Annotated in this window: 12 protein-coding genes; 3 read left to right on the forward strand and 9 right to left on the reverse strand. The window is 67.4% G+C overall.

From position 1 onward, the window contains the following. Positions 1-104: 104 nt before the first annotated feature. Complete coding sequence (locus KCG34_RS05420; RefSeq protein ID WP_211939372.1) at positions 105-2132, reverse strand: endo alpha-1,4 polygalactosaminidase; 2028 nt, start codon at positions 2130-2132, stop codon at positions 105-107. A 562-nt stretch (positions 2133-2694) separates the two neighbouring features. On the opposite strand from KCG34_RS05420, the gene KCG34_RS05425 reads away from it, so the two are divergent. After that, positions 2695-3780, forward strand: a complete 1086-nt coding sequence (locus tag KCG34_RS05425) for an acyltransferase family protein (RefSeq protein ID WP_211939373.1) — start codon at positions 2695-2697, stop codon at positions 3778-3780. A 203-nt stretch (positions 3781-3983) separates the two neighbouring features. On the opposite strand, the gene KCG34_RS05430 is transcribed toward KCG34_RS05425, so the two are convergent. The 7 genes from KCG34_RS05430 to KCG34_RS05460 all read right to left on the reverse strand — a co-directional run bounded on the left by KCG34_RS05430 (position 3984) and on the right by KCG34_RS05460 (position 13145). Further along, the gene (locus KCG34_RS05430) at positions 3984-4226 is read right to left on the reverse strand and encodes a hypothetical protein (RefSeq protein WP_211939374.1); all 243 of its coding nucleotides are present in this window, start codon (positions 4224-4226) and stop codon (positions 3984-3986) included. A gap of 51 nt (positions 4227-4277) precedes the next feature. Beyond that, positions 4278-4841, reverse strand: coding sequence for a nitroreductase family protein (locus tag KCG34_RS05435; protein WP_211939375.1), 564 nt, complete (start codon positions 4839-4841; stop codon positions 4278-4280). Positions 4842-5040: 199 nt separating this feature from the next. Continuing rightward, on the reverse strand, positions 5041-6363 hold the full coding sequence (locus tag KCG34_RS05440; protein ID WP_211939376.1) for an amino acid permease: 1323 nt from the start codon (positions 6361-6363) through the stop codon (positions 5041-5043). Next, on the reverse strand, positions 6353-8902 hold the full coding sequence (locus KCG34_RS05445) for a CehA/McbA family metallohydrolase (RefSeq protein WP_211939377.1): 2550 nt from the start codon (positions 8900-8902) through the stop codon (positions 6353-6355). Before KCG34_RS05445 ends, KCG34_RS05440 begins: the two co-directional genes overlap by 11 nt. 5 nt (positions 8903-8907) lie before the next feature. Next, positions 8908-10227, reverse strand: a complete 1320-nt coding sequence (locus KCG34_RS05450) for an acetyl ornithine aminotransferase family protein (protein ID WP_211939378.1) — start codon at positions 10225-10227, stop codon at positions 8908-8910. Positions 10228-10245: 18 nt separating this feature from the next. Next, a complete protein-coding gene (locus KCG34_RS05455; protein WP_211939379.1) occupies positions 10246-11814 on the reverse strand; it encodes an aldehyde dehydrogenase family protein in 1569 nt (522 codons plus the stop codon). Then, positions 11811-13145, reverse strand: coding sequence for an aminotransferase class III-fold pyridoxal phosphate-dependent enzyme (locus tag KCG34_RS05460; protein ID WP_211939380.1), 1335 nt, complete (start codon positions 13143-13145; stop codon positions 11811-11813). The genes KCG34_RS05455 and KCG34_RS05460 overlap by 4 nt, the downstream gene beginning before the upstream one ends. Before the next feature lie 173 nt (positions 13146-13318). Between KCG34_RS05460 and KCG34_RS05465 the strand changes: the two genes are divergently transcribed. Together KCG34_RS05465 and KCG34_RS05470 are read left to right on the forward strand one after the other, a co-directional pair. After that, entirely contained in the window at positions 13319-14710 is a 1392-nt protein-coding gene (locus tag KCG34_RS05465; protein WP_211939381.1) for a pyridoxal phosphate-dependent decarboxylase family protein, read from the forward strand. Between the two features lie 131 nt (positions 14711-14841). Next, positions 14842-15495 carry a GntR family transcriptional regulator gene (locus KCG34_RS05470; protein ID WP_211939382.1) on the forward strand — a complete coding sequence of 218 codons (654 nt, stop codon included), beginning with the start codon at positions 14842-14844 and terminating at the stop codon, positions 15493-15495. 1 nt (position 15496) lies between these two features. Here KCG34_RS05470 and KCG34_RS05475 read toward each other — a convergent pair whose 3' ends face one another. Then, entirely contained in the window at positions 15497-16696 is a 1200-nt protein-coding gene (locus KCG34_RS05475; protein ID WP_211939383.1) for a CaiB/BaiF CoA transferase family protein, read from the reverse strand. Positions 16697-16706 lie beyond the last annotated feature (10 nt).

The following is a 16706-nucleotide window of genomic DNA, read 5'->3' on the forward strand; positions in this document are numbered from 1 at the left end:
GCCCCCGGCGCGCACCACGCGCCGGGGCGTCGGCTTTGCTTCGTTCGGGCACGGCCCTTCCCGGCCCCGCTTCGCGGCGCCGGCCGCAGACCTAGTCCGGAGACCTAGCTGAACAAGAGGTGGTGCCCATCGTGGGCCAGGATTGCGGCGTGCGCTGTCGACAGATGGGCGGCATCGTGATTGAGGCTGTCGATAGCCGCATAGTGCGCATGGTCCACGATCTTCGACGCGGCCGCATGGTCGATCAGCACGGTCAGGTCGCTCATCTCTCCGGCATGAAAACCATGCACCCCGCCAGCGTTCACGAAATAGTCGTGGAGGGCTTCGCCCGTAAGGGCGCCGACGCCCTGGTGGGTCAGGACCGTCCTGCTCGCGGCGGCGATGACCGTGTTGCTCGCCGTCGTTTGAACGGGCGCCGCCACAGTGGCTAGTGAACTCGCGACCTGAACCGCTGCGGCGATAGGTTGGCTATTGATAGCGATCGTCTTGTCGGTGAAGTGAAGATACTGAATATGGGACAAAGTATCGGGTCCCTCGGCTGTGTCCAGCGCAGTCACGACCACAGAACCGTTGGCTTGCCGAACCTCGGTATATTCATATGAGGGACCGCGATAGTACACGGTATTGACCCCGCCTCCGCCATTGATCGTGTCGCTGACATTGGAAAGGAACGGGCTGGCCGGCAGGGCGCTGCTGGAGATCGTTCCGACCCCATGGTATCCGAGCACCGCGACCGATGAGCCGGACGATACTCCGCTGCCGCTCGAATAACCGAGCTGGGTAAGGCCGATCGAACGGCCCTGATAGCTGGCGGACTCCAAAAATATCAGGTCGTAGTTTGAACCGTTCGTCCAATAGGTGTTCCCCGCCATCAACTTTACGGACGTGATGGCGCCAAATGCCGTAGCGTTTACCGTAAAGGTTTCCGCCGTATTGCCGGCGCTGTTTATGTTCTGAGTTATGGCCGTAGCGGCCATGGCCACCTTGCCGTTGATGAGCACCTCGAGGGTCGGATGCGTCGGCGCGTTCTGCCAATACCCGACCACCTTGAACTGAAGAATGTTCTTCAGGGCGGCGCCAGCCGGATGGGCATAGATGGTGTCGTTGCCGGTACCGCCCGTGATGAGGTTGTGGCCAGGACCGCCGACGAAATAGTCGCCCTGGTTGCCGCCGATCAACGTCGCGCTAGCCAGCTTGGCGCCCGAAAGGAAATTGATGTGTCCAGTTGAACCATGGGCCGTGGGATTGGCTGCGGTGGCCGTGAACATGTACGGGCCAGAGGTCAGCGTGGCGACGGTGTTGGAGGCGTTGAGGACCGACGCATCCCATCCCATGGCGGTGTAGGCGGCGAAAGACTGGAAATCCAGCGACAGGTTTCCGGTCGGCGGATAGTCATTGCCAAAGATCGGGATGCCCGCCTTCTGGTAAGCCGGGCCGACGACGGTCTCGACATAGGTTCGATTTGAGGTCGGCAGCGCATAGGAAGTCGCCCCACCGCCCGATCCAGTAGAGCCGTAATAGAGGGTTTCATTGAAGATCCCGTCCAGGCTCTTCAGGGCGCTCGGATCGTGCAGCGCCACGCCATCTGGATTGTTCGCAATGAGGTAAAAGGGCTTGGACAGATGTAGCCCGTTTATGTAGCTGCGCAGGCCGCTGATCAGATCCCCGAGGGCTTGGGTCGCGTTGCTGTTCGCCGGGTTTCCAAAGCTGTTGCCCGGAAGCCATTCATTGTCGCCGGCCGCGGCGTCCAGGAAAACCCCGTTATAGCCCTGCTTGATCATCTGGTCGATGCGAACGATAAGGGCCTGCTTCCAGGCTGCGTTCCAGTACTGCACCGAATAGACACCCGGCCAGTCTGGATTGGCCTTGCCGAACCAGCTCGGCCGGGATGACCCGGAAAACAGGCTGGGCTCCTCCCATTTGGAAGCCTCGGTCAGATCCACATAGTCGAGGATGAGCTTGCCGCCGCTCGGGTTGGCCACGGACATATTCAGCGCCGGATCATTTGCCGTGCCGCCAAGGATCACCATTTGCGCCGGAGAAGACGCAATCTCCTGGGCGATATTCGGTGTCGATGCACTAGCCGACACGAGATACAGATAATTTTGGACCTGCGCGAGCGTTATTGCCATGTTTGCCCCCATAGATATGCGAGTTACTTTCTATGTCCGTGTATATCTACGGCATATCGACGAATGCAAGCTTTGCAATTTGAGAAATATACTCCCGCTCCACCGCGCATTCACCGAAACCTTGACAGTAAATCGCCTACTATATCGCGAAAAAATGCCATAAATTCGCGGAATATCTATCAATCACCGCACACAAATAAAATAAACACTTGCAGGTATGGAACAAAAGCGCCGATCTCGCGTTAGGAGCCTCGAAGTCACACCAATGTATTGTTATTATTATATTTTTTCGATCGCCACCCCGGACTGACACAGAGCGCAACGCCAGATTTCAGCGTCGGAATGTCACACCGGCCATCGGCGGGCGCGTATGCAGTCCGAGGGCGAGCGGGTTCAAAACTCAGGCCGCCCTGATCAGAACCTTCCGGCTCTCACCGCCCCCTTTTGGGGCGTTGGGTCGTCGGCGGGTCCTAAGCCCGCGCCCTAGCCTGATTGCCAGACGAACCCCAGCCCACTACGACACTCGTCGAGCTCGATTTGATCGGCGGAGGGGCGGCCGGGGATGCATAAGAAGGCTCGAGAATCCCTGGACTCCCTGCAGGCGCTGCGCGCATGCGCCGCGCTGCTGGTTGTAATCGATCATTGCATGCTGGCGCTGGAGAAGCGGGCGCAAGCCAGCGGACTTGACGTCGTTGCGACCAATTTCGGTGGCCTTGGCGTCGACCTGTTCTTTGTGATCAGCGGCTTCGTCATGATCTACGCCCATGGCGAGGATTTCGGGGCGCCGCGCGCGCCTGCCTTGTTCGCTCTGCGCCGAATCGGCCGCATCGTTCCCCTCTACTGGCTGTTCAGCCTCGTCGCTCTGCTGAGCCTCTCCCTTCAGCATGAAAGGGCGGGGCTGACGGACCTCCTGCGCTCCTGGCTCTTCGTTCCCTACAAGGGCCTGGGATTCTTTGGCCAGCCGATCCTTGGACAGGGCTGGACGCTGAATTACGAAATGCTGTTCTACCTGGTGTTTGGCCTATCCCTTCTGCTCAGGCGCGGCCTGTTATTACTGTTTCTTTTCTTCATTGCTTTGAGGACAGCGGGCGCTCTCGGAGCTTTTCCTGCTGAAAGCATACTTGGATTTTGGTCCCGGCCGATCGTGCTCTATTTCCTCTTCGGCATCCTGATCGGCCTGCTGCGTCAACGCACGTCGTTCCGCCTAACCTTTCCCGGATCGATTGCAATCGCCCTGATCGGCATGGCGGCGGCGTTCACGAGCAGCCTTTACCAGGCGAAATGGCCGAGCCTGGACTATCTGACCTGGGCCCTGACCATCGCTACGGTCGCCGCGTGCTGCCTGGCGCGCCCTGCTCAGAAAGGCTTCGGCGCCGCCATGGCGCGCCTGTGCGGCGACGCCACCTACTCCACCTACCTGGCCCACACCCTGGTGGTCGGCGCCGCCGCCAGGCTTGTGGCGCGACTGGGCTTCAATCTGTCGGTCCCCTGGTTCATCGTCCTGGTGGCGCCCCTCGCCTTCGCTGTGGGGGTGGCCATCTATCGCCTTGTGGAGCGGCCACTTCTGAAGCTCTGGAGCCGATGGGTCGGGCGCGGCGCCGCGCCAGCTCGCACCGAGTTCAAAGACGCGGAATCCGTCAGCAGCTGAGATCTGAAGACAAGCTTGGCTTTTGCTCGTGTCCTGCGGGCGGCGGCCTCAACGTCGCCTATGGGCGGTTCCCCGCCTGCGTCCCTCTCCAAATCTCTGGAATCGATCACCATGAATTCGGATCGATTCGGTCCGAGGTCATGGTGATCTCTCCGCGCCGGACAAGACCAGGAACTCCGCCGTGGCCTTCGAAGGCTGGGCTGCTATGCGTCGCCGAAGTCCTCATCGGCCGTCAGCACCTCGTAGACCTGAGCGGCCATGCCTTCGAGCGGCAGGCCTTCGTCGCCCAGTTCGTCCTGCCGGTTCGCCCATCCGACGGCGACGGTCACGTCCGAGGCCGTGGGTCGAAGCGCCAGGATGGCCGACACTTTCCAGTCGAGCACATCCCCACAAATCCGACGCACCTCGTCCGGCGTCAGGCGGTCTTGGTCTAGCAAGGGCGCCATCAAAGATCTCCTAGTTCCGGCTGAATTGGGGCTTGCGCGCGCCGGTGCGCATCAATCGTCGAGCCAGAAGATTTCCGGCTCCTTCCGTGGAACCGGCGGCGGCTGGGATTGCGGATGGCCCACGATGATCGGCGCTACCGGCTGACAGCCAGATGGCAGGCGCAGCGCAGCCTTGCCCTCATCGCTAGCCAACCAGTGCTGGGCGAATCCGATCCAGCAGGCGCCGAGCCCGGCTGCGTACGCCGCCAGCATCAGGTTCTCGGCCGCCAGGGCGCAGTTCTCAACCGCCCATCCCCCCGAGGTGGCGCTGGAAATCACGATCAGGACCGGTGCGTCATAGAAGATATTGAAGCCTGGATCGCCGAGCATCGCCCGGAAGCGATCCGCCGCCGCATCGCCCATACGGGTCTCCATCAGGTGCGCCTTTGCTTTTGCCGAAATCTTTTCAAGCAAGGACTTGCTGCGCACGATCGAGAATAGCCAGGGTTGCTCATTCACCGCGCTGGGCGCCTGGATCGCGGCGTCGACAAGGGCGCGAAGCACTGGCTCGGCGATCGGCTCCTGTCGGTAACTGCGAACGGAGCGCCGCGAATGAAGGGTCTGGGCGAAATCCATCTCGTGACCTCATCTTGCCCCGCCCGCCATGCGAACTCGGGCGAAGGCCTACGGCGAGAGCACTTGGCCGCTCTTTTCCGGCGCGCGGCCTTGATCCGCATCAGCGTGACCGCGACGGCGTCAGTGAACGCTGCGCCAAGCAGGGACGAGGCCTGGATTCGCAGGTCTGATGAACACGGCCTTCGCCTGCTCGCGGATTTCAGGAGGCCGCCTGCGCCGGACGCCGCCTGCGCATCAACAGGAACAGCGGCAGTCCCGCCGCCGCCAGGACCGCTGTCCACAGCAGAGGTTCTGCGCCGGCGCCGGCGAAGGCGAACAGCACATAGGCTGCGCTGAGGCCGCCCACGACCAGGAACATGACGGGCGCCGATCTTCGTTCGCGCCGCCACAGCACGACGATGGCCACGGCGCAGAGCAGGTAGAGCGGCAGGCAGGCCGCCGTGACCATCAGGCTCAGAAAGCTGAAGCCGGCGACCAGGGACCTGGAGTAGTTCATCAGCACCATGGCGCTGGCGAGGACGCCGGTCACCACGAGAGCAAGCGCCGGGGCGCCGCGACGGTTCACCTGCGCCAGCGGGATCGGCAGGACGCCGTTGATCGCCATGGTGCGCGAGACCTCGCCGGCCAGGAGGGTCCACCCGTTCAGCGCCCCGAGCCCGCTCACCACGACGAACATCGCCAGCCAGCGGCCGCTGCCGGCGGCCAGGTAGCGGTCGAGCAGGTCGACGAACGGCGCCGAGGATTTCGCCAGCTCGGCCTGGGGTATCAGCAGCATGGGGATGATCGACACCGCCACATAGATCGCCGCCGTCAGAGCCGTTCCGGCGAGCGTGGCGCGGGGAATGGTCCGCCCGGGATCCCGCACCCGGCCCGCCGGCACCGCCGCACATTCAAGGCCCAGCATGGCGTAGAGCGCGAGCGTCGCCGCCTGGGTCGTCGGACCCAGGGCCATCGGCGTCACGGGGGTGTGGGCGGCATAGAGCACGGGATGGGCGATCAGGAGCCACAGACCGAGCAGCACGATGCCGGCCAGGGGCAGGAGCTTCAGGACCGTGGTCACGATCTGCACGAAGCCGCCGGCACGGAGGCCGAACAGGTTCACCAGCACGAACAGCCACTGCAGGCCCAGCGCCAGCATGAGCGGCGGCGCATGCCCCGCGATCGATGGGAAGGCCGCCTGCACATAGCCGACGATCGAGACCGGAATGGTCGCGTTGGTGACCCAGACCGAGACCCAGTAGCCCCAGATCGCGACGAAGGCTGCGGTCTCACCCTGGGTGCGGCGGATATAGCCGAACGGGCCGTCTTCTCCGGGCATGGCCCTGGCCAGGCTGGCGAAGACCTGTGCGAGCACAAGGCAGCCGATCGCCGTGACGCCCCACCCGCTCATGGCGTTGAGGCCGAAAGGCGCCAGCGCCGCCGGCAGCAGGAACACCCCCACCCCGATGGTGTTGCCGACCACCAGCGCGGTGCAGGTCCAAAAGCCCAGCGTGGCCCCGGGCGCGCTATGATCAGTGCTCATGTGCGCGTCCCTTCGTGCCGGCAAGCCCGCGATAGCGGTCTAGGGCCTGTTGCAGGTAGTCCATGACCTGCTTCTTCTCTTGCGGCGTGTTGTAATCGTCGCGCGCCGCGGCCGAGGCCATGGTCTTCTCGATCCAGGTCACGAAATAGGCCGCGTCCGCCGGCGCCGGCGGCGGGCCTTGCGGACTTTCCAGCCAGATCGGGCTCGTCGTCGCATAGGGGTAGAGGTCCAGCAGGGCCGGATCGGCCCCGTCGTTCCAGGCGCGCAGCAGGATCCATCCGCCGTCCCGAACCTCGATCTCGCCCTGGGCGTCCAGGTTGCGGCGCTCACCGGTCAGGGCGAACGCCTTCAGCACCCGCCCGTTCTGCACCAGCTCGAGGTGGTCGATCGCCAGGGACGAGCGCAGCGAGATCCGGTAGGCGAGCCGTTTGCCCCCTAAGGCGACGCTGTCCCCCGGGTGGCGGCCGGCGAGTTCCAAGCCCACCAGCGGGCCGTTGCTGACGAAGCTGCGCCCGGCCTTCAGCGCCGAAGCGAGCGCCGCCGGCGTCCGCTCGCCGCCGGTGTCGAGGAACACGCGATTCAGCCCCACCGGCCCGCGCAGAGAGGCGTAGTCGGCCATGGCGTCGGTCCCCGCGCCGGCCGGCAGGCGGAAGCCGAGATCGAGCAGCCGGTACCAGACCTCGGCCGTGGCCTTGTGGTCGGAAAAGCCCATCACCTCCACATAGTCGACCTTGCCGTGGGCGGCGTCGGCCGGCAGTTCGTGAGTCAGCGTCGTTTCCTTGGCCGGGTCGATCGGATTGTCATAGGGGTGGACATAGCCCACCAGCGCCCCCTGCGCATGGGCGAGGTCGGCCACGGCCCCATTGTCCGGCCAGGGGCTGGCCAGCGCCGTGTGCCGATAGGAGGCGAAGCCCGGCGTCAGCAGGTGATCCGACAGGTTCAGCAGGCCGAGGTGACCCCAATAGCTGGTGTGGAATTCCTGACCGTGCAGGATCAGCGTCTGGGCGTCGCTGGCGGGGTCCGGATCGGGGCGGAACCAGGCTACGTCCGGCACCCGCTCCTCCTTGTTGACGATCAGGTCGTAGATCACGTCCAGGTCCTCGGCCTTGGCCTGGGCGGCGAGGCGCGTGGGCGAGTTCCGATAGTGGCCGCCATAGTTCATGTGCACGTGCAGGTCAGCGCTGACGAAGCGACCGAAGTCCGCGGGCAGGTCGTTGGCCTTCAGATTCACCGCCAACGCCTGGGTCTGCCCCGCGGCCAGGCTCGCCTCGCCGCGCCAGATCAGGCGCCTGAAGCCATGCTGCACGGTGATGATCACCGGCCCCGCCGGCGCGCTGACCGAGCAGGTCGCGGGGCAGTGGAAATAGTGGGTCTCCATCGGCTGACGTGCGCGGTCGAAGCCGTCGGAGCCGTGCATCCAGGCGTGGTCCGGCGCATAGGCCCGGCCGTCCGCGCCCGTCACCGTGACCCTGGCGGCGACCGGTCGCCCGGCCTCGTCGCGAATGTCGATATCCAGCCGGCCTTGCGGCGACCTGTAGCGGCGCTGCGTGGCGATGACCTCGGTCTCCGCCCCGCCGGGCAGGTCGCGCAGCATCAGGCGCGTGTCGCCCGGGGCGTTGCTGATCAGCGCGATCCGCCGGCCGTCCGGCGACCAGCGCGCGTCGGAGCGGTCAAAATCTCCGAACGTGGCCGGCAGGGGCGCCGCCCCCTCCGGCGTGGTCAGCCACAGCTGGCGCCACTGGCGGCCGTGATAGCTGGTGAACAGCACCCGCTTGCCGTCCGGCGCCGGTTCCGGCCGGGCGCTCCACATGGTCTCCTCGCTGAGCACCCTGCGACGGTCGGCGGAATCGCTCGCCGACACCGACCAGATGTCGCCCGTGCCCCAAGCGACTTCCGGATTGCCGACATAGTAAAGGCGCTGACCATCGGGCGACCAGGCCGGGTTCAACGCGTGGTCGACGGCGGCATAGTAGTAGCGGTCGATCCGGCTGCGGCGCTCGCCGAGCAACAGATGGGCGCCGCTGATGCCCTCCGGCCCGATCTCGCCGACGAACAGGTTGAAGTGGCCCGTCCCCGCGGTCGAAACCCAGGCCAGCCGCTTGCCGTCCGGCGAGAGCCTCGGCTCGACATTGACCGCGCCGCCCGTCGTCAGCCGCTGCTCGCGGCCGGTAGCGAGGTCCAGCCGCCAGAGCTCCACCGCCGCGCCGTCATAGCGGTCGAACACCACGCTGCCGCCGTCCGGCGCGACATCAGGCTGGTAGTCGTAGGCGCCGGCCGCGTGGGTCAGTTCGACCGCCTCGTCGGACCCGATCGCCTGCCGCCACAGCGAGCCGGCCATGCTGTAGATCAGCGCCTTGCCGTCCGGGGTGAAGCTGACGCTGCTCGGGCCCGTGGTCAGCTGCGGCAGATACTGTTCGCGCCAGTAGTAGTCGTGCGGCAGGTCGATCTGCTTGAGCACCGGCTCGCGGCCGGCGGCGAACGCGGCCCCTGCAACCAGGGCGGCGACGGCGGCCAGGAAGGCCAGGGCGCTGTGACGCATCCGCCTCAGGCCGCCGCCAGGGCCTGGTCGAGGCTGGCGGCCAGCAGGCCGAGCCCCTCGTCCACCTCCGCGCGGCTGACGTTCAGCGGCGGCATGAACCGCACCGTGCTGACGCCGCAGGAGAGCAGCAAAAGCCCATTGTGATAGGCGCGCTCGATCACCGCGTCGCACAGCGCCCTGGCGGGCGCGCCGCCGGCCGCGGGATCGATCAGCTCCATGCCGATCATCAGGCCGCGTCCGCGCACCTGGCCGATGCAGGGCCGGGTCCTGGCCAGGTCCCCGAGGCCGGCCATGAAATGCTCGCCGACTTCCGCCGCGTTTTGGGCGTAGCCCCCCTCGACCAGGTCCAGGGTGGCGTTGGCGGCGGCGCAGGCGATCGGGTTGCCGCCATAGGTGTTGCCGTGGGCGCCTCGGGTCCACTGCTGCATCAGCCGCCGCTTGGCCACCACGGCGCCGATCGGCAGGCCCGAGCCCAGCCCCTTGGCCAGGGTCATGATGTCGGGCGCCACGCTCTCGTGCTGGCTGGCGAACATCTTGCCGGTGCGGCCGACGCCCGACTGCACTTCGTCGAAGATTAGGAGGATGCCGTGCTCGTCGCAGAGCGCCCTCAGGCCGGCGAGGAAGCCTGGCGGCGGCACCAGATAGCCACCCTCTCCCTGGATCGGTTCGATCAGGATCGCCGCGACCTCCGAAGGCGGCAGGTTCCGCTCGAACAGCATGCGGATGTAGTCCAGCGTCGCCTGCCCCTGGTCTGCGCCGGCGAACAGCGGCCGATAGGGATTGGGATAGGGCACATGGGTGACGCCCGGCATGGTGGGGAAGAAGCCCTTCTGCTGGGTGTACTTCGACGAGGTGAACGCCAGCGAGCCCATGGTCCGGCCATGGAAACCGCCCAGGAAGCCGATGAAGCGCGACCGGCCGGTGACATAGCGGGCCAGCTTCAGCGCGCCTTCCACCGCCTCGGTGCCGGACTGGCAGAAAAAGCTCAACACCGGCTCGCCCATCGGCGCCAGCCGGGCCAGGCGCTCGGCGAGACCGACCATTCGCTCGTGCCAGTAATCGCTTGAAATATGCAGAAATTCGCCCGCGGCCTCGCGCACCGCAGCCACCACGTCCGGGTGGCTGTGCCCAGTCGCGCAGACGGCGATGCCGGCGGCGAAGTCGAGGAAGCGGTTGCCATCGACATCCCAGACCTCGGTCCCGCGCCCGTGGCTCATCACGAAAGGGTAGTCGCGCGGATAGGAGGGCGAGATCACCTCGGCGTCTCGGGCGATCATCGCCTTGGCCTTGGGGCCGGGCAGTTCGGTCTTGATGTGCTGGCTCATGAGGTCGTTCGTCCTTGGTCAGACCACTACGGTGCGCGACTGCTCGCGCATGTAGAGGGGCAGGTAGTAGTAGGAGGCGATCGCCTTGCCGGTCGAGCCGGAGCCCTTCCAGCCCGCGAACGGCTGATAGCCGGGCCAGGCGCCGGTGGTCGCGCCCTGGGGGCGATTGGCGTAGGTGACCCCGGCCTCGATGTTTTCATGGAACCAGGCCACGTCGTCGTCCGAGCCGTAGACTCCGGCGGTGAGGCCCATGGCGGTGTCGTTGGCCAGGCGCATGGCGGTCTCGCGGTCCGGGACGGCGTGCAGCATCAGGGCGGGAACGAACATCTCGTGGCGGAACAGAGGATGGTCCGCCGGCGCCTCGGCCAGCATCGGCTCCACATAATAGCCGCGAGCGAAATCGCCGTCGGTCAGCCGCCGGCCGCCGGCGAGGACCTTAGCCCCCTGCCCGCCCAGCTGTTCGGCAAAGGCCGCATAGGAGTCCCAGGCGCGCTGGTTCACCACCGGCCCCAGCCAGGCTTCGCGACGCCGCGGGTCGCCGACCGCGACGCCGGCGATCTTCTGCAGAAGCTTTTCCTTCAGGGCGTCAGCGACCGAGGCGTCGACATAGACGCGAGACAGGGCGGAACACTTCTGGCCGCCCATCCCATAGGCCGAACGGACGATGCCGGTGGCGGCGGCCTCGAGGTCGGCGTGGCGGGTGACGATGCAGGGGTTCTTGCCCCCCATCTCGGCGATACAGGGCTTGGGAAAGGCGCCGGTGGCCAGGGTTCGCAGGATGCCGGCGCCGACTGCGGCGGAGCCGGTGAAAGTCACGCCCGCGGTCAGCGGATGCTCGACCAGGGCCCGGCCGACCTCGGCCCCGGAGCCGGACAGGTAGTTGAACACCCCCGGCGGAAGCCCCGCCTCTCGAAGGCAATCGGTCAGCAGCCGGCCGGCCCAGGGCGTGTCGGTCGAGCCTTTCAGCACCACGGTGTTGCCGGTCACCAGCGCCGCAGCCGTCGGACCGCCTGCAAGGGCCAGCGGAAAGTTGAACGGGGCGATGACCACCCAGGGACCATAGGGCCGCATGACGCTCCGATTATGCGAGACCACGCCCTGAAGCGGATCGTCCGGCAGCACCCGGTCGTAGCCGCCATTGCTCTCGAAGTCGTCGGCGTAGCAGCGGAAGAAATCGACCGTCTCCTGCGCCTCGCCCAGCGCCTCCATACGGTTCTTGCCGACTTCCAGCGTCAGGGCCGCGGCGATGTCATAGACCCGCTGCTCCAGGATGTCGGCGATCCGCCGCATCATCCTGACCCGCTCGGCCAGCGGCGTGCGGCGCCAGGCGGGGAAAGCCGCGTGCGCCGCCGCCATCGCCGCCTCGACATCCGCCTGGCCCGCCAGGGCGAACTCGCCCAGCACCAGGTCCCGGTCGATCGGGCTGACATCCGGCGTATGGCTCGCCGCGGCCCGGTCGGCGCCGTCGATGAAGAGGTCGCCCCTGACGCCCAGCCGGCTCTGCACCTGCGCCAGCGCGGCCTCGAAGCGCGCGTGCATCTCCTGCGGGGGATCGAACATGGTTGCGTAGGTCAGGCGGAAGCTCATCGCGGATCGCCCTCTGCTGAAGCGGGAAAGAAGCGGCTGAACAGGCGGTCGAGCGCGGCCAGGGCCGCGGCGAGGTCATCTTCCTCGATCACCAGCGGCGGGGCGAGGATGATCAGATTGCCGCGGGTGGCCAGGGACAGGCCCTCCCCCATCGCCGCCTGGACCAGAGCCTTCAGCGCCGGCGGCGTCTGCGGCCAGGGCGCCAGCGGCTCGCGGGTGGTCCGGTCGGCCACAAGTTCGATCACCGCGAACAGGCCGCGCCCGCCCCGCACGTCGCCGATCACCGGATGGCGTGCTTTCAGCCGCTCGAGTTCGGCCAGCAGCTCGCCGCCCATGGCCTTCGACCGGGCGATCAGCCCTTCGTCCTCATAGGCGGCCAGGGCCGCGACCCCGGCCGCGCAGGACAAGGGATGGCCGCAATAGGTGAGACCCGTGTAGAGCATCTCATGCTCGAGCCGCCCCGCCACATCGGCCGACAGCACCACGGCGCCGAGGGGCGCCGCAGCCCCCGTCAGCCCCTTGGCCAGGGTCATCATGTCCGGACGCCCCGCCTCGCCGTATCGCTGCCAGGCGAACCATTCGCCGCAACGGCCGAAGCCGCTCATCACTTCGTCGGCGATGAGGTAGACGCCGCGCTCCTTCGTGGCCGCCTGGAGCGCCGGCCAATAGCTGTCCGGCGCGACGATCCCGTTGGTTCCCGCGTCGGGCTCCATCAGCACCGCGGCGACCGCGGCCGCGCCCTCGGCGTCGATCGCCTGGCCCACCGCTGCCGCGGCGCGCAGGCCGCTGTCCTCGTCGCTCTGACCGCCGAAAGGACATCTGTAGGCATAGGGCGGGGCCACGTGGCGCACGCCATAGGCGGACGCGTCGACCTGGCTTTGCGTGCGGCTGTCGCCGGACAGGGCCATGCCCATGTAGCTGGCGCCGTGATAGGAGCGATCGCGCGTGACGATCAGGCCGCGCGGCTTGCCTGAAGCCTGCCTGGCGAACTTGACCGCGTTCTCGTTGGCGTCGACCCCGCCGAGGGTGAAGAACACCCGCCCGCCCTCGAAACCCGAACGCTCCAGTAGGCGCGCCGCCAACTCGGCGCGCGGCTGCGCGCCCCAGGCGTTGGCCACGTAGCACAGCCGCTCGGCCTGGGCGCGAATGGCGGCGACGAGGCGCGGGTGCTGGTGGCCGAGATTGCAGCATTCAGCCTGGCTGCTGAGATCCAGGACCCTTCGCCCGTCGGCGAGATGCAGCCATGCGCCCGCGCCGCCGACCACGGTCGGCGCGTCCCAATCCGCCTGCACACACCAGCTGTGCAGCACATCCCGCCGCTCGGACGGCATCGAACTTCCCCCTCGTGGCGCCCGATTCTGACGCCGGCGCCGCGTCAACCAACGCCATTTCACCCCTTGGCGTCAACGCCGACCCGGCGAAGGAAAAAAGGGACCGTCACCCTGGCCGCCGGCCTGAAAGGAACCGATAGAGCTGACCGAGGCAGGAGTGCTACGGTTCCGCCATGAGCGACAGCCCGTCCCTTCAAGTCCTTGCCCAGGTCGCTCGCGCCGCCGCCGCCTATCGCTCCGAGGTGGACGCCGCCGAGCACACGCCGGTCGCACGCTATGCCGATATCCTCGCCGAATTTGCAGGACCGCTTCCAGAGCGCCCGGGCGATGCGGAGCAGATCATCGCCGATCTGATCCAAAAGGCCACGCCGGGCATCCGGGCTTCGACCGGGCGGCGGTTCTTCGGATGGGTGATCGGCGGATCGCACCCTACGGGCGTGGCGGCGGACTGGCTTACGGCCGCCTGGGGACAGAACGCCGGCAATGTGCTCGCCGCCCCGGCGGCGTCGGCCGTGGAAGCCGTTGCGGCAGGGTGGTTGCTGGATCTGCTGGACCTGCCGCGCGATGCGTCGGTCGGATTCGTCACCGGTGCGACGGTGGCGAACTTCGTCTGCCTCTCGGCCGCTCGCAGCGAGGTCCTTCGCCGATCTGGATGGGACGTGGAGGCCGATGGCCTCTATGGCGCTCCCAAGGTCGAGGTGGTGATCGGCGCGGACGCCCACGCCACCGTCTATTCGGGCCTGAAGTATCTGGGCCTTGGCGCGAGGCGGGCGCGGGTCGTAGCGACCGACGCCGATGGCGCCATGCTGGCCGAAGACCTCGAGCGTGTGCTGTCGGAGATCGACGGCCCGACCATCGTCATCGCCCAGGCTGGCCAGATCAACACCGGCGCCTGCGATCCTTTCAAGGCCATCGCCCCAGCCTGCCGCGCCCACGGCGCCTGGCTGCATGTCGACGGCGCCTTCGGCCTTTGGGCCCGCGCCTGCCCCAAGCGCGCTCACCTGGCCGCCGGCGTCGAACTCGCCGATTCCTGGGCGACGGACGGGCACAAGTGGCTGCAGACGCCTTACGATTCCGGCTACGCTATCGTGCGCGACCCGGAGGCGCACCGCCGGGCGATGGCTATCTCGGCCAGCTACCTGCCCCCGGCCGAGGGCTCGGAGCGCGATCCGTCAGCCTATGTGCCCGAGCTGTCGCGCAGAGCCCGTGGCTTTGCGACCTGGGCCATGATCCGCCAGTTCGGCAGGGCCGGCATCGCCGATATGGTCGAGCGTTGCTGCGCCGTGGCCAGCGAGATGGCCGACCGCCTGGCCGCCGAGCCTGGGGTCGCCCTCGTGCGTCCCGTCACCCTGAACCAGTTCATGCTGCGCTTCGGCGACGACGACGCCATGACCCGCCAGACCATCGCGCGGGTTCAGGATGAGTCGGTGTGCTTCGTGGGGCCTGCCGACTGGCGCGGCCGAACCGTCATGCGCTTGTCCGTCTCCTCGGCCGCCACGACCGAAGCCGATGCGGCCGCCAGCGCGAACTCGATCGCCCGGTGCTGGCGGAGCGTGCGAGACTAGGGTGACCGCAAAGCGCGCGCGGCGAAAGCCAGCGGCGCGGGCGTTGCCGTCGACCGGCCGACATATGCTAGGCTGGACTCTCGCGCTCGACTTGACGCGCGACGAACACAGGTCAGGAGCGTTCCAGATACATGGCTGTGGCGGTCGAAAGCGCCTATCGCGCCATTCGCGACGGCATTGTCAGCGGGGTTTATCAGCCGGGCGACCACCTGACGGCCCAGGACCTGGCCGCGGCCAGCGGGGTCAGCCGAACGCCGGTGCGCGAGGCGATGCGGCGGCTGCACGCCGAGGGCCTGATCCGCGTCATCCCCAACCGGGGCGCCTTCGTCGCCAGCCTGGACGAGACCGATATCCACAAGATCTACGACCTGCGCGTAGTGCTGGAGGGCTATGCCGCCGAGGCCGCCAGCCGGTCGGCCGATGACCGCCAGATCGAGGCGTTGCAAGCCCTTGCCGACCAGCTCGGCGAGATGGTGTCCGATCCGGCCACCCTCGACCTGGATCTGGTGGCCGCCAATAACAACAGCTTCCATCGGCTGCTGGTGGCGGCCGCCGACAATGCGCGGCTGGAGACCGCCCTCGCCTCGATCGTCGAGGCGCCGCTCGTGCTGCGCACCTTCCGCCGCTACAGCCTGGAGGAGCTTCAGCGCAGCGCCAGCCAGCATCGCGAACTGGTCAAGGCTCTGCGCGCACACGATGGCCTCTGGGCGCGCAGCGTGATGACCAGCCACATCCTGGCGGGGCGCGACGCCCTCCTGAAATCGCTGGAGCCGCCGCCGGGCTGAGTCAGATCACCCCGGTTTTCGCCAGGGCTTCGATCTCGGATTCCGGCAGGCCCAGGGCCTGATAGACCTCGGCGTTGTCCTGGCCGATCGCCTGCGGCGCGACCCGCCGCACCGAACCCGGCGTCTGCGAGAGCTTGGGATGCGGGCTCTGCATGACGAAGCGGCCCCACCTGGGGTGGGTCAGCTCGGTCAGGGCCTTGCGGGCGGCGAAGTGGGGATCGGCCAGCATGTCCGGCGCGCGGTAGATGCGGCCGGCGGGCACGCCGGCCTCGACCATGGCCGCCTCGACCTCGTCTACGGTCAGGCCCGCAGTCCACTCAGCGATCAGCGCGTCCAGCTCGGCCTGGCGTTCGCCGCGGGCCTGATGGGTGGCGTAGCGCGGATCGGCCGCCAGCTCCGGCCGGCCCATGGCTTGGCACAGCCGCTGGAAGACCGTGTCCTGGTTGCCCGCGATCAGGTACTCGCCGTCTTGGCACGGATAGACGTTCGACGGCGCCACGCCCGGCAGGATGGCGCCCGAGCGGGCCCGCTGATGACCGGCGACCACATAGTCGGGCACCAGGGACTCCATCACCTGAAGCACCGACTCGAATAGCGAGCTGTCGATGGTCTGGCCCTCGCCGGTGCGGTCGCGGTGGCGAAGGGCCGCCAGGGCGCCAAGGCAGGCGAAGGTCGCCGCCAGGCTATCGCCGATCGAGACTCCCATGCGTGACGGCGGCCGGTCAGGATCGCCGACGATGGCGCGCCATCCCCCCATCGCCTCGCCGATACCGCCGAAGCCGGCGCGGCCCGCATAGGGCCCGTCCTGGCCGTAGCCGGAGACCCGCACGATGATCAGGCCGGGATGATCCTTGCGCAGGACATCCGGCGACAAGCCCCAGCGCTCCAGCGTTCCGGGCCGGAAGTTCTCCACCAGAATGTCGGCGGTGGCGATCAGCCGGCGGGCCAGGGCCTGACCCGCCGGTTCACGCAGGTCGATCGAGACCGATCGCTTGTTGCGGCCCAAGACCTCCCAGAACAGCGGATAGCCCGGCTGGCCCCACTGGCGCATGGGATCGCCCTGGCCAGGCGGCTCGACCTTGATCACCTCGGCGCCGAAATCGCCCAGCAACTGGCCGCAGAACGGCCCGGCGATCAGCTGCCCCATCTCGACCACCCGCACGCCGTCGAGCGGGCCGCCCGCACCGGAAGTCACCGTCATATCCTCCATT

The sequence above is a fragment of the Phenylobacterium montanum genome, assembly GCF_018135625.1.
Lineage (GTDB): Bacteria > Pseudomonadota > Alphaproteobacteria > Caulobacterales > Caulobacteraceae > Poindextera > Poindextera montana.